Below are 13,097 nucleotides of genomic sequence, written 5' to 3' on the forward strand. Positions count from 1 at the left end.
GACTATGGCGTCCTGATATTCGCCCAGAATGATATTGCCAGTGACACTGGCACCCGACTGCCAGCCGGCTGATCGATGATATCGACCAGCACATCAATGGCGCGATTGGTGCTCACTATTACCGGCTTGAACTCCCGCAGCACACCTTCAGCTTCTTGATCCGAAGTAGGGGTAGTCAGGCGCACCTTGAGACCTGGGCGCAGTTTGCCACCCAAATTCTCGGGGTAAGGCAGGTGCGCACGCAGCTTTTGGTTGCTGATGATCTGCAGGATGGGGTCACCTACCTTGACGTAATCGCCGGGGGAGACAATTTGCTTTTCCACCTTGCCATCGATAGGTGAGAGCAATCGAGTCTTGCCACCATTATGGGTAATGGTTTCCAGACGTGAGCGTGCCCCTTCTAACTGGCGCTTGAAAGCAATCTTCTGGGTTTCCAGCTCGTCCAGTGCAAACTGCGAGATAAAGTTTTTCTCTACCAGCTTTGCATTGCGTTCCACATTGCGCTGCTGGTTAAGCAGCAGGGCTTCCAGCCTGGCGACTTCGCTCTCGGCTTCACGTTGCTGCAGGGTGTAATCTTGCGGGTCTAGTAGGGCGATGACTTCGCCTTTTTTTACCACCTGCCCAGGACTGGCCAGAATACGCACTACACGGGCAGGCACTTCGGCTGCCACTGTGGGGTCCATAATGCCTTCCAGCGTGCCTATGGCCTGCTCGCGAATTTCCAGGCGCGTGGTTTCTGCCTGGGTGACGCTGACCAATGGGGGCGTGGGTTTCTTATTGTTGTCTTCGGGTTTGCTGCAAGCACTGACGCTCAGTGCCAGCAAGGCCGAGAGCGCACTGGCCCATAAACGATAGCCTGGCATTTAAGTTTTACTTCCTGAATTCAAGTTGCGCATTACCGGGAGTAAGCCACGGTACGCCGCATATAATTAATCGTGCTACTAGCGGAGATTGCGAGAAGCCAAAAGTCTATACTGAATTCAGATTGATTTGCATCATTGTTGCTTAAATTGCGCCAGTATTTTCCAATCAAAGTAGGGGCCAGGGTCGGTCTTGCGCGTGGGCGCGATATCAGAATGACCGACAATGTCACGTATTGGGTAATGATGTTGCAGTAGTGCAATCAGGCGGCATAAGCGCTGGTATTGGGCGGCGGTGAAAGCTTCATCATCACAACCTTCCAACTCAATGCCTATGGAAAAGTCATTGCAGCGTTCTTTACCCCGCCACTGCGATAGCCCGGCATGCCAGGCACGCGCCTCGCAAGAGACGTATTGCTGCAGCTCACCTTCTCTGCGAATGACGAAATGCGCTGAGACCTTGAGCGTGTGTATGCTGGCGTAATAAGGGTGATCGCCCGCTTGCAGTTGATTGGTAAATAACTCGCGGATACCGTTACCACCATATTCTCCAGGTGGCAGGCTGATATTGTGGATGACCAGCAATTCGGTAGGCATGCCCTCGGGCCTGACATCCCGATTGGGGGAGGGAATAAACTCCGCCTCGGCGACGATGCCGCCAGGCAGCATGGTTAAGCTTGTATCCGCGCCTGTATCACTAGAGGCGGGGGTATGTGAGGCGGAATCTGATACAGGCGGGGTGGTCATCAAGCCCTTAACTTGGTCAGGCCTAGTCATTATCCTTGCTGAGTCCGAGCTTGCTCAGGCGATAACGAAAAGTGCGGAAGCTGACGCCAAGTAATTTGGCGGCCGCAGTCTTGTTGTGGTGAGTTTTTTCCAGCGCATTGAGTATGGCTTGTTTTTCCAGTTGCTCAAGATAGTCCGGCAAGGCCATGCCTTCGTCAACCTGAGATGATTGAGTGCGCTGGCTTCCATCGCACTGCCATCCACGGGGGTAATGATATTTTCCTGCTCCAGCAGCAGGTCATCTGGGGTAATCACATGGCCATCACTCAGGGCCAGGGCTCGCTCCAGCACATTCTCCAGCTCACGCACATTACCGGGGAAGCTATGGCGCGCCAGTATCTGATTAGCCTCGGCGCTCAATTCTGGTACTGGGCGGCCTTCTTCTCTACATTGCTTTTGCAACAAGGCATGCACCAGCAAGGGGATATCGGCTGGCATTTCGCGCAGCGCAGGCATTTTCAGTTCAATTACGTTGAGGCGGTAATAAAGATCCTGGCGGAATTCGCCACGCTCCATCATCACGGCCAGATTCTTATGGGTGGCGCTGATGATGCGTACATCTACGCTTTCTTCTACGGTGCTGCCCACCATGCGGACTTTTTTCTCTTGTATGGCACGCAGCAGTTTGACCTGCATGGCTAAAGGCAGGTCGGCTACTTCGTCCAGGAACAAGGTGCCGCCTTTAGCGGCGTGGAACATGCCATCCTTATCTTGGGTGGCGCCCGTGAACGCGCCTTTTTTATGACCAAAGAATTCACTTTCCATGAGGTTTTCTGGAATTGCCCCACAGTTGACGGCAATAAAGGGGCCATCATGGCGTGAACTGTTCTGGTGAATCATGCGCGCGGCCAGCTCCTTGCCGCTGCCTGACTCGCCACTGATGTATACAGGTGCCTGACTGCGCGCCAGCTTCTCCACCATGCTGCGCACCTGCTTGATGGGAGTGCTGTTACCTATCATGTGATGGCCTGCAGCGGAGCTGCTGCTTTCTGCCGGGCTGGAGAGTTTGAGGGCCGACTGCACCAATGGTCGCAGTTGCTTGAGCGAGATGGGCTTGGTGAGGTAATCAAAGGCCCCAGCTTTGAGTGCTGAGACTGCATTCTCTGCGCTGCCATAGGCCGTGATCACCGCCACTGGCAGACCGGGGTAATGCTGGGAAATATGTTTGACCAAATCCAGGCCTATGCCATCTGGCAGGCGCATATCGGTGAGGCAGAGCGAATATTGGCCCTGTTCCAGCAAATGCTGTGCTTCTGCCAGAGTGCTGGCGCTATCGGCGCGGATATCCATGCGCTCCAGGGTCAGCACCAGCAATTCGCGGATATCGGTCTCGTCGTCTACGACCAGGCAGGCAGGGGGCGTGCTCATGCAGCTTCAGTTTTCTTGATGTGGATAAGGAAAATGCAACCCGATTCAGTGGTGACATGTTCTATGGTTGAGCCATTAGCTTCGCATAGTTCGCGGGCGATATAAAGCCCAAGTCCTGTGCCTGTGCTTTCAGTGGTAAAAAACGGCTCAAACAGATGCGGCATGGCATCAAGTGGAATGCCATTACCATCGTCGCGAATCTCTATCAGCCACTGCCGCGCTTCTTCCTTCAGTGACAGGGTCAGGCTGGCATCCTGCTGGCGGCTGTGACGCCAGCCATTGCGACATAAATTCCACAACACTTGATGCAAATGCCTATGGTCGAAAAGAATGGTGGGTTCTAGGTCGCTGGTATCCAGCACAAAGGACTGTGGCGGAATTTTCTCCACCTGGTAAAACTGGTCATGAAATTCACGCAGAAACTCGGCCAGGCGGATCTCCTGCTGCTTGGTGCGGTCACGACGGTTAAGCTCCAGCACATCTTTGATCATCTGCTCCATGCGCTGCACATTGTCGCTGATGATCTGCAGCATGCGCTGGCTGGCAGGGTCATGGGATTCATCTTCTTGCAGCAACTGCGTGGCATGGCTGATAGCACTGAGCGGATTGCGGATTTCGTGGGCGATATTGGCAGTCAAACGGCCCAGGGCGGCAAGCTTGAGCTGCTGTGCTTGCGTCTGAACTTGGCTCCAATCCTCAATAAACACCACGCTGCCTTGCTGATAATCTTCACCGACTGGGCGCAGCTTGATACGCAGTTCGCGCTTGTCCAGCCGTAATTTAAGCGCACTGCGGCGTTTTCCACTTCCGCGTTCGCGTTGCTGCCACTGCTGTAGCATTTGCTCCAGTTCGGGGGCATATTCCGCCAGGGGCTGGTTATGGCGCGGCTCTTTAATGGCACCGAGCAAATGGTCAGCTTGCTGGTTGCGATGGCGCAACCTGAGTTCGCTATCCACCACCAGCACGCCATCTTCCATTTCGTCGGTGATGAGTTGATTGATTTGGGCGAGATTCTCCAAATCCACACCGCGTTGCGACGCCAGCAGCGCATGCTGGGTAGCGCGCTTGCCCAGGCTGTGCGCCAGCCAGGCGGTAGCAAAGCAACTGATGCTCAGCATCACCGCATGGGAGTAATCACCATAGTCTTCCGACCAATAGAGCAATTGATGCGTTTGTTCCAGCAGCAAGCCTATGCTGGCAATCGCAGCATAGAACAGCGCCAGCCTGCCCTGGCTGATCAGGCTGGCTGCGGTAATGGTGACAATCAGCAACAGGCCCAGGCCATTTTTGATGCCCCCGCTGGCATACATCAACAGCAAAATAAAGCCAATATCGGCCAGGGTTTGTAGGGGTAACTGTATGCTGAAGCTGGGTTTGCGCAGCAGGTTGAGCACCAGCGCACCCAGGCCAAAAACAAAGTAGGCCAGGGCTAGGCCAAGATATAAGCTATTGTTGTAATTGAGCCAGACACGGTTGTCCTCAAGCAGGACATAGGAGAGCAGAAAAATAATCGCCAGCAACAGGCGATAGCAGGAAAAAAGCGCCATCGGGCGCCAATAAGGCCCTCCTGACAGCGTAGCCTGGTCTTGACTCATGGCTGGTATTGCCGGGCGTGATCCTGGCTGCAGAAATGCAGTTGGCCCTGCTTGATACTTTCATTACTGGGCAAATGTACCTGGCAGTAGGCACATTGCACCATCAGGCTGTTGTCGTTGGTCCCGCTCTGGGATTTACTTTGAGCGGGTGGCTGCTGATTCATATTATTGCGATAGCGCTTGAGCAGGGAGTAAAGCAACCAGAATGCGATGGCGAGCAACAGAATTTTGAACATGATGGCTGCAGTAATGGTGAGTTGTATTGGCTGGAATTGTAGCCAAAAGCGCGCGCAGTCACAAAAAACAAACCTGTTATACTCGCAAAAAGCATGAGACCTAACAGTGGCAAAGCACTTAATGCCCGCTGTACCGTCCAACCCACATCATGGCAAGTACACAAGAACTCTCACAATTCCTGGCGCAAGTTGAGCGTCGTGCCTTCAAGCAGACGGCCTATGCCGTGCGTGATGATCATGCTGCCATGGATATCGTTCAGGATGCCATGCTCAAGCTGGCCGAGAAATATGCGAGCAGGCCGGTGGAAGAATACCCCATGCTATTCCAGCGCATACTGCAAAACACCATGAAGGATTACTGGCGCAGGCAGAAGATACGCGGCGTGTGGACCACGCTGCTCTCTTCACTGGGCGTCAGTAACGACAGCGATGAAGAGCATGATCCGCTGGAATCCATGGTGGCAGAAAACGACAGCGACGAGCCTGAAGTCCAGTACGAGCGCCAGCAAACCATCACCATCATAGAAGACGCAATAAAAAATCTACCAACGCGTCAACGAGAAGCATTTATTATGCGTTATTGGGAAGAGATGGATGTTGCCGAAACAGCGGCCGTCATGGGTTGCTCCGAGGGCAGCGTCAAGACGCATTGTTCGCGTGCAGTTCATGCTTTAGCCATTGCACTCGAAAAATATGGATTCAGTAAACAAGTGCTCGAGAAAGCGGGGGGCGGGCAATGACACACGAACAGCAATTTGCACAAGAAGTCGTCCAGTACCTGGATGCAAGCACACAGCAGTTAACGCCTGAAACGGCGTCGGGTTTACAACAGGCAAGACAGCGCGCTCTTGCCGCGCATGGACAACATGTTCAAGCTGGGCCAGGCGTACTCGCCCTGTTAGCAAACCGATTTTTGCCTTATCAACGTGGCCTGTCATTGGCTGCGCTGGCAGGCGCGGTATTTTTCACCTTCATTTTGACCCAGGAATTGACCGGACATGGCAACACTGAACGTGGTGATGCCTTCCTGCTGGCGTCTGAACTCCCCCCCGAGGCATATCTTGATAGAGGTTTTTATTCATGGCTAGAACAGCGCTAGGGGCTAGAGCTGCTCTATTGATCAGGCCAGCATTAGCGACTGTGGTTTTATTGTTTGCCAGCACTGTGCTGGCCGAGACTGAAGCGAAAGAACCCGGTTGGGCGCAATTGACGGATAGCCAGCGCAAGGTGTTGGCCCCATTGGCTGGTGAGTGGGATATCCTGCGCCCTTGGCAGCGGGAAAAAATGCTGGATATCGCCAGGGACTATCCCAAGATGTCAGCAGATCAGCAAAAGCGGGTGCAGAAGCGTTTGACGCACTGGAGCCGCATGACACCTTATGAGCGTGAGAACGCGCGTAAGAAATATCAGGAATATCAAAACCTCCCTGCTGAGAAAAAGGCAGAGATACGCAAGAAGTGGCTGGAGTATCAGAAATTGCCAGAAGCCAAGCGCGAAGCGCTACGGCGTGAAAACCCGGATATTGATCCCGGTCTTGATGATGATCTAGATTGAGTTGCGCAGCATTGAGTTAAACAAAACCTAACTCAACAGCATGGCGCTGAATACACAGCCTAAGCCCCCAGCTTAGGCTGTTTTATTTTCAGCCTGCGCTATCTGCGCTCTACCCAATAAAGCATGAATATGCCTGCCGCCATGAATAGCAAGGTCGGCACCACTGCGCTGAACAGCGGCGACCAGTCGTTGAGCAGGCCCAAGTGCACAAACACCCGGTTTAATACCTGGTAAACAATCCCGAGCATGATGCCAGCAAAAATCTTGGTGCTGGCGGTACCTGAGCGTTGTTGCAGGAAACCGAAAGGCAAGGCCAAAATCACCATCACCAGGCAAGCCAGCGGATAAATCATCTTCGACCACAAGGCTATCTGGTGACGCGAAGTCTTCTGCTTGTTGCTGCTCAGGTGGTTGATATAGAAATACAGGTTCCAGGCTGACATTTTCTCGGGAACCACCAATAACACGTTGAGCAACTCCGGGCGTATTAGTGATTGCCAGGTGGCTTCTTCCAGGAAGCTGGTGCGTATATTCTGTTCAGTGAAATGCGTTTGCGTGACTTTGTTCAAACTCCAGTTTTTGCCATCAAAGCGGCCATCTTTGGCGTTACTGATGGTGCGCAGGCGGAATTCATTGTCGAATTCATAAATATGGATATTCATCAGGCCAGTGTCAGGCAGTACATCCTGCACATTGACGAAGCTATTGCCATCCTTGACCCAAAGTCCAGAGCGGAAATCCTGTGCCACTACTGAATCTGTGGCCTGAATGCGGATGCGCTGTGCGGCTTTCTCGCTCAAGGGCGCAATTAACTCGCCCACCAAAAAGGTCAGCACGGCAAAGATCAGGCCGACACGCAGCAAGGCGAAAGTAATCTTGCGTATGGAGATGCCACTCACCCGCAGAATGATCAGCTCGGAATAACGTGAGAACTGACCCAGGGCATACATAGTGCCTACCAGCACCGCCACTGGGACAACTTCGTAGACATGGCCGGGCGCACTCAGCAAGACATATAGTAATACCTTGTTGATGCCATAGCTGCCCTTGCCCAGGCTTTCCAGCTCCTGGATCAGGTCAAAGAAGGAGAACATGGCCAGCAGCGCCAGCATGATCAACATGATGCTGGAGATGATTTCCTGGGAAAGATAGCGATTGAGTAGTTTCATGACTCTACTTGCGCCATAAACGTGGCAGGAATGGCAGCTGGAACAGGCGGCGGTAGAACATCCAGAAGGTGAGTATCAGGAAGAAGGCGTGCACTGGCCATAAGCCACCATAGGGGAGATTTTGCCCTGTGCCAGCCAGGCTTGCATGATGCTGAGCAGATTGTTGTAAACAATATAGATCAGCAAGGCCAGCATGAGGTTGGCTGAGCGGCCCGAGCGCGGGTCAACAAAACTTAAGGGTATTGCCAGCAGAATCAGCACAAACGCCGAGATCGGGATGGCGAGACGCCATTGCAGCTCGGCATTGTTGTCCGGGCTATTTTCCTTGAGCAATTCCATACTGGCTTTGGACTGGGTATTGGGTGGTTGCTGTTGCTGTACTTCTGCGGGTTCTATGCGGATGGCATAGCGCTCAAACTCAGTGATGGAGTATTCCGCAGTATTGGGCGTGCCTTCGTAGCGGCGCCCATTGAGCATGATCAGGAAGTTATCCTTGTTCTCTGCAGTTTCGCGGTGGCCGCGTGCCGCGACAATAATGCCCAGCTTCTGGTGCTGCATGGACTGAACAAAGATATTTTTGACGATATTGCCCAGCTCATCAAAGCTTTCGACAAAAAATACTCTATCAGCCTGGCGCGACTCCTTGAATACACCAGGGGTTATCGAGGCCAATTCATCGCGGCTTTTCAACTGATCACGGAACTCGGCACCTTTGTTGGTGGCCCAGGGCGTGACAAACAGACTGAGAAAAGAAATCACCACAATAATAGGAATGCCGAAAGTCAGCACCGGACGTATCCAGCTGGACAGACCCTGGCCGGAGCTGAACCACACCACCATTTCGCTATCTCTATGCCAGCGGGACAAGGTCAACAATACCGCTAGGAATAGCGTCAGTGACAGCATCATGGGCAGGAATTTCAGCATGCTGAAGCCGAGCAGGGTGTTGATGGCGTCACTGGCCAGGCTACCCTTGGCTGCGATGCCAATGTAATAGGCCACGCGCTGGGCGATGACAATGCCAAACAGCACCAAAAAACCACCAATGGCAGTGCTGACTAGCTCTTGCAGTAATGAGCGTTTGAAGAGCATGTTAAAAACGGGTAGCCGGGGTTCAAATCCGCAATTGAGGTTGATTTAGCGTGAAAACGCGGGATAATCCAAGAAGCTTATATCTTAAGGATCGAGGAATGGAATTTAGCATAAAAAGCGGTAATCCGGAAAAGCTGCGCAAAGATTGCATCGTGCTGGGCGTGTTTGAGTCACGCAAACTCTCGGCCGCCGCCGCCCTGGTTGACCAGGCCGCCAATGGCCATATCAGCACCGTGCTGCGCACGGGTGATATTGATGGCAAGCCGGGTTCCAGCCTGCTGCTGCACCATGTTCCTGGTATTGCTGCAACGCGTGTGCTGCTGGTGGGCCTGGGCAAGGAGCGCGACCTTAATGAACGCGCTTACCGCCAAGCCGCCCGTGCTTCCATCCGCGCCCTCGCAGGCTTGAATGCCGCAGAGGTTGTGACTTACCTTGCCGAAGTGGCCGTGCAGCAGCACGACCTGGCCTGGCGCGTAGCGCAATTGGTGGAAGTGGCGCAAGACAGTACTTACCGCTTTGATAAATTCAAGACCAAGGCTGGCGATAGCAAAAAGGGTATCGCCAAACTGCAGGTGCAGGTGACAGAGCGCGCTGATGTGGCTGCGGCTGAAGCTGGCCTCAAGCAAGGGCTGGCGCTGGCTTCTGGCGTCAGCTTTGCCAAAGATTTAGGCAACCTGGCACCGAATTACTGCACCCCTACCTATTTGGCAGAGCAGGCCTTGGCTCTGGTTAAGAGCCACGGCTTAACCGTGGAGGTGCTGGAGCAGGCCGAACTTGAAAAGCTGGGCATGGGTTCATTCCTGGCCGTGAGCAAGGGTAGTGTGCAGCCACCCAAACTGATTGTGCTACAGCACAAAAAAGGCAAAAAGAGCCAGAAGCCCGTGGTGCTGGTGGGCAAGGGCATTACCTTTGATACTGGCGGCATCTCGCTCAAGCCCGGTGCTGATATGGACGAGATGAAATACGATATGTGTGGGGCCGCCAGCGTGCTGGGAACCTTCAAGACTATCGCTGAACTAGGCTTGCCACTTAACGTGGTAGGCATTATTCCCACCTGCGAAAACATGCCTGATGGCAATGCCACACGTCCTGGCGATGTGCTGACCAGCATGTCTGGTCAGACTATAGAAGTGCTGAATACCGATGCCGAAGGCCGCTTGATTCTGTGCGATGCGCTGACTTATGCAGAAAGATTTGAACCGCAAGCAGTGGTGGATATCGCTACCCTCACTGGCGCATGTGTGATTGCGCTGGGGCATCACGCCAGTGGCTTGTTCAGCAACCAGGACAATCTGGCGCAGGAACTGCTGCAAGCGGGGAATGCCTCGCAAGATAGGGCCTGGCATATGCCGCTGTGGGATGATTACCAAAGCCAGTTGGACAGCAACTTTGCCGATATGGGCAATATTGGTGGCCGTGCAGGTGGCAGCATCACCGCGGCTTGCTTCCTCTCGCGCTTCACCAAGAAATACGACTGGGCGCATTTGGATGTCGCAGGTACTGCCTGGAAGTCAGGCAAGGACAAAGGCGCTACCGGGCGTCCGGTGCCGCTGCTGACCGAGTTTCTCAAACAGCGTGCGGCAAAGTCCGGGAAATAAGCCAGCATGACCCGGGTAGACTTCTTCTTTAATGTCGAAGACAAGGCCATGCATGTGGCCGATCTCAGCAGCCGCGCCGTCGGGCGCGGCCGACGCCTGATGCTGTACACAGCCAGCCAGCAGGCTGCTGAACAGCTAGGCAAGCTACTGTGGAGTCAGCCACCTACCGGATTTCTGCCGCATTGCCATGCCACCCATGCGCGTGCGGCTGAAACTCCTGTCATCATAGACTGGCGTAGCGAGCATTTGCCCCATGACGATATCCTCATCAACCTGCACGATCAGCATCCGCCATTTTTCAGCCGCTTCCGCAGGTTGATTGAAGTGGTGGGCCTGGATGAAGCGGATAAAGCAGCGGCACGTGCGCGCTTCCGTTTTTACAGAGATAGAGGTTATGAGATCAAGACCTTTGATGCCAACGGCAGCAGCCTGGCATAAAGCGCGACTGATCAAGCGTGAAAGAAAAAGGATGGCCGCATGAGTGAACAAAACGAATTGGCTTGGTATTGAGCCGCATCCAGGCCTTGAGCAATGCCAAGGCCCATGCAGCAGCGCCTGCCAGCGTGGTTGATGACGGCATACCCGTGCTGACGGATGTGTATCAGGGTCAGGATGCGTTTGCGGCGGTGGAGCTGGAGCAATTGTTTGCATCCAGTGACTTAGCAGCAGTCTTGCTGCCAATAACGAGAAGCCAGCGCAACAGGGCTGGGCTGGTGCAGCGGCCATGCATGCCGCGCCTGAAGTTGAACAGCAGTCAGATTTCCCGGCAGAGCCTGAGAGTGAACACAGCCTTGCACCATTGCTAGCTGATTCCAGCATCCGCTTTCTGCCTGTGGACGATGGAAATCCCACACCGGAAAATCTGGAAGCTCCGGCGCGCGAAGATCTGGTGGCAGCAGTGCTGGCCGATATACAGCCTGTCATGTCGGATGTGATCCGTCAGGCCTTGCTGCGAGAGGTGCAAGTGCTAGGCCCCAGGCTGAGTGCCGAACTGGAAGCGGCCCTCAGTGAAAGCGTGCGCCTCAGGGTGCAGGATGCCTTGAAGGATGAGGAGCCAGGCAAGGACTAGGTTCTGTCACCTGCTTGGTGGCGCGAGAGTTTAGGCCTCGCCCAGCAAAGCCTGATATTGCGCGGCGCTTAACAAACCGCTGCTATTGCTGGCGGGGATAAAAGAGAAAATCCAAGCCTGATAAGGATCATCGTTGATCTGCTCTGGCGTACCTTGCAGGGATTCGTTGATTTCCAACACCGTGCCATCCAGAGGCGCATGCAAGTCTGAGCCAGTCTTGACCGATTCCACCAGGCCGCAAGGCTGACCAGCGCTTAGACTACTGCCGGGCTTGGGCGCTTCAACATAAACAATATCCCCCAGCAGATCTTGTGCATAATCCGTGATTCCGGCCAGCCAATGGCCATCTTCATGTTGGCGCACCCAGAGATGCTCAGCCGTGTATTGCAGGTGCTCAGGAATTTTCATGACATAACTCTATGGGTTTATGATGCAGGGTATTTTCGCACAAACTAGACTAGGCCAAACTTACCTGAAGATCACCTAGAAGATTTTTTGTCACTCGATATCAAGAAACAGTATAAAGTTTCGTTGCTATCTTAATGACAATTCAAAGTTTTTTGATTAATATTCAGTCGGGACAGATGCACGAGGGGCGGGGCCATGATACGTAAATTCACATTATTTCTGACGGTGCTGGCATTGTGTATGCCACCTGTGCTGGTGCACGCCGCCGAGAAAAAGCCGCAAAAAACCGCCTCCAGCAAAACCAAAGCCAGCAAAAAAGTCGTCGCCAAGAAAAAAACCAAGACCACGGTCGCCAAAAAGAACGAAGCCAGCGGCCGTATCATCAGCACCATACGTTCCAATAGCAAAGTCACCAAAAGCGCCAGCCCAGGTGTATTTAAGGACGAAGTAGGCAACTTGCAACTCGCCTCCACCAAGGCGCTGATCGTCAATCAGGAAACTGGTGAAGTTCTGTTCGCCAAAAGTACCGATCTCGCTACCCCTATCGCCTCAGTGACCAAGCTGATGACCGCCATGGTCATGCTGGACGCCAAGCTGGATATGGATGAAAAGCTGATGATCACGCGTGAAGATGTGGATACCCTCAAAGGCACCAGCTCACGCATGACCCTGGGCACCAGCCTCAGCCGTGCTGAACTGCTGCAATTGGCACTCATGGCTTCAGAAAACCGCGCCGCCTCTGCGCTGGGCCGCAATTATCCAGGTGGTTTGCCAGCCTTTGTCGCGGCAATGAACGTGAAGGCCATGCAGCTAGGCATGCTGCATACCCGTTTTGCCGACCCCACAGGCCTTAACAGCGCCAATGTTTCCACCGCAGAAGACCTGGTGAAAATGGTACGCGCCGCCTACCAATACCACGAGATTCGTCATGTTTCGACCTCGGCTGCCTACTCAGTGCCTGTGCACGGCATGCGTGCACCGCTCAACTACGTCAACAGCAATGTGCTGGTGCGCAACAGTGACTGGGTGATAGGGCTTTCCAAGACTGGCTATATCAATGAAGCTGGGCGTTGCCTGGTAATGCAGGCTGAGATTGCCGGGCAGCCCTTGATTATTGTGTTGCTGGATTCCTTCAGCAAGAACTCACGCATAGGCGATGCTCAGAAAATTCGCAAATGGATAGAGAGTAGCAATAGCCTGCGCCATATGAGTTGATGTTAAGAGGGTGTTTTGCCCTCACTGATAACCCATTCCAAGCCCGATAGCCTATATCGGGCTTTTTTATTGCCTGTATTTCCTATCGCAGCTAGTCACGTCATTGCTCAGTTTTCCCAGCATCAACAATGAAGTGCCCACCTTACT

Annotated in this window: 14 protein-coding genes and 2 pseudogenes; 8 read left to right on the forward strand and 8 right to left on the reverse strand. The window is 53.6% G+C overall.

The window, feature by feature from the left end; genetic code table 11:
- Positions 1-2: 2 nt before the first annotated feature.
- From JCM2850_RS18515 to JCM2850_RS23980, 5 genes and pseudogenes are all read right to left on the reverse strand, one after another.
- Positions 3-863, reverse strand: coding sequence for an efflux RND transporter periplasmic adaptor subunit (locus JCM2850_RS18515; RefSeq protein WP_234406199.1), 861 nt, complete (start codon positions 861-863; stop codon positions 3-5).
- Between the two features lie 132 nt (positions 864-995).
- On the reverse strand, positions 996-1,529 hold the full coding sequence (gene ampD, locus JCM2850_RS10025) for a 1,6-anhydro-N-acetylmuramyl-L-alanine amidase AmpD (RefSeq protein WP_036265955.1): 534 nt from the start codon (positions 1,527-1,529) through the stop codon (positions 996-998).
- Positions 1,530-1,629: 100 nt separating this feature from the next.
- Positions 1,630-3,014: pseudogene (locus tag JCM2850_RS18520) on the reverse strand (sigma-54-dependent transcriptional regulator).
- Positions 3,011-4,609 (reverse strand): ATP-binding protein, encoded by a 1,599-nt coding sequence (locus tag JCM2850_RS10035; RefSeq protein WP_025871575.1) that lies wholly within the window; start codon positions 4,607-4,609, stop codon positions 3,011-3,013. Before JCM2850_RS10035 ends, JCM2850_RS18520 begins: the two are co-directional and overlap by 4 nt.
- Entirely contained in the window at positions 4,606-4,845 is a 240-nt protein-coding gene (locus JCM2850_RS23980) for a PP0621 family protein (protein WP_025871577.1), read from the reverse strand. The genes JCM2850_RS10035 and JCM2850_RS23980 overlap by 4 nt, the downstream gene beginning before the upstream one ends.
- 149 nt (positions 4,846-4,994) lie before the next feature.
- Here JCM2850_RS23980 and JCM2850_RS10045 point away from each other — a divergent pair, with 149 nt between their 5' ends.
- From JCM2850_RS10045 to JCM2850_RS10055, 3 genes are read left to right on the forward strand one after another with little or no spacing between them, the layout of a single operon-like run.
- A complete protein-coding gene (locus JCM2850_RS10045; RefSeq protein WP_025871579.1) occupies positions 4,995-5,585 on the forward strand; it encodes an RNA polymerase sigma factor in 591 nt (196 codons plus the stop codon).
- A complete protein-coding gene (locus tag JCM2850_RS21030; protein ID WP_025871581.1) occupies positions 5,582-5,944 on the forward strand; it encodes a DUF3619 family protein in 363 nt (120 codons plus the stop codon). The genes JCM2850_RS10045 and JCM2850_RS21030 overlap by 4 nt, the downstream gene beginning before the upstream one ends.
- On the forward strand, positions 5,926-6,399 hold the full coding sequence (locus tag JCM2850_RS10055; RefSeq protein ID WP_036265924.1) for a DUF3106 domain-containing protein: 474 nt from the start codon (positions 5,926-5,928) through the stop codon (positions 6,397-6,399). The genes JCM2850_RS21030 and JCM2850_RS10055 overlap by 19 nt, the downstream gene beginning before the upstream one ends.
- A 98-nt stretch (positions 6,400-6,497) precedes the next feature.
- Here the strand turns inward: JCM2850_RS10055 and lptG are convergent, their stop codons facing one another.
- Both lptG and lptF read right to left on the reverse strand, forming a co-directional pair.
- The gene (gene lptG / locus JCM2850_RS10060) at positions 6,498-7,568 is read right to left on the reverse strand and encodes an LPS export ABC transporter permease LptG (RefSeq protein ID WP_025871585.1); all 1,071 of its coding nucleotides are present in this window, start codon (positions 7,566-7,568) and stop codon (positions 6,498-6,500) included.
- Positions 7,569-7,572: 4 nt separating this feature from the next.
- A pseudogene (gene lptF, locus JCM2850_RS18525) lies at positions 7,573-8,660 on the reverse strand (LPS export ABC transporter permease LptF).
- A 98-nt stretch (positions 8,661-8,758) separates the two neighbouring features.
- Between lptF and JCM2850_RS10070 the strand changes: the two are divergent.
- The 4 genes from JCM2850_RS10070 to JCM2850_RS10085 all read left to right on the forward strand — a co-directional run bounded on the left by JCM2850_RS10070 (position 8,759) and on the right by JCM2850_RS10085 (position 11,327).
- On the forward strand, positions 8,759-10,258 hold the full coding sequence (locus JCM2850_RS10070) for a leucyl aminopeptidase (RefSeq protein ID WP_025871587.1): 1,500 nt from the start codon (positions 8,759-8,761) through the stop codon (positions 10,256-10,258).
- A 6-nt stretch (positions 10,259-10,264) separates the two neighbouring features.
- The gene (locus JCM2850_RS10075; RefSeq protein WP_025871589.1) at positions 10,265-10,696 is read left to right on the forward strand and encodes a DNA polymerase III subunit chi; all 432 of its coding nucleotides are present in this window, start codon (positions 10,265-10,267) and stop codon (positions 10,694-10,696) included.
- A 68-nt stretch (positions 10,697-10,764) separates the two neighbouring features.
- A complete protein-coding gene (locus tag JCM2850_RS10080) occupies positions 10,765-11,064 on the forward strand; it encodes a hypothetical protein (protein WP_148301238.1) in 300 nt (99 codons plus the stop codon).
- The gene (locus JCM2850_RS10085) at positions 11,058-11,327 is read left to right on the forward strand and encodes a hypothetical protein (RefSeq protein ID WP_025871593.1); all 270 of its coding nucleotides are present in this window, start codon (positions 11,058-11,060) and stop codon (positions 11,325-11,327) included. The genes JCM2850_RS10080 and JCM2850_RS10085 overlap by 7 nt, the downstream gene beginning before the upstream one ends.
- Positions 11,328-11,357: 30 nt before the next feature.
- On the opposite strand, the gene gcvH is transcribed toward JCM2850_RS10085, so the two are convergent.
- On the reverse strand, positions 11,358-11,735 hold the full coding sequence (gcvH, locus tag JCM2850_RS10090) for a glycine cleavage system protein GcvH (RefSeq protein WP_025871594.1): 378 nt from the start codon (positions 11,733-11,735) through the stop codon (positions 11,358-11,360).
- 195 nt (positions 11,736-11,930) lie between these two features.
- Between gcvH and JCM2850_RS10095 the strand changes: the two genes are divergently transcribed.
- Positions 11,931-12,950, forward strand: coding sequence for a serine hydrolase (locus tag JCM2850_RS10095; RefSeq protein ID WP_025871596.1), 1,020 nt, complete (start codon positions 11,931-11,933; stop codon positions 12,948-12,950).
- Positions 12,951-13,097 lie beyond the last annotated feature (147 nt).

Origin of the sequence: Methylobacillus glycogenes JCM 2850, from assembly GCF_000617925.1 — a bacterium.
Taxonomy (GTDB): Bacteria; Pseudomonadota; Gammaproteobacteria; order Burkholderiales; family Methylophilaceae; genus Methylobacillus; species Methylobacillus glycogenes.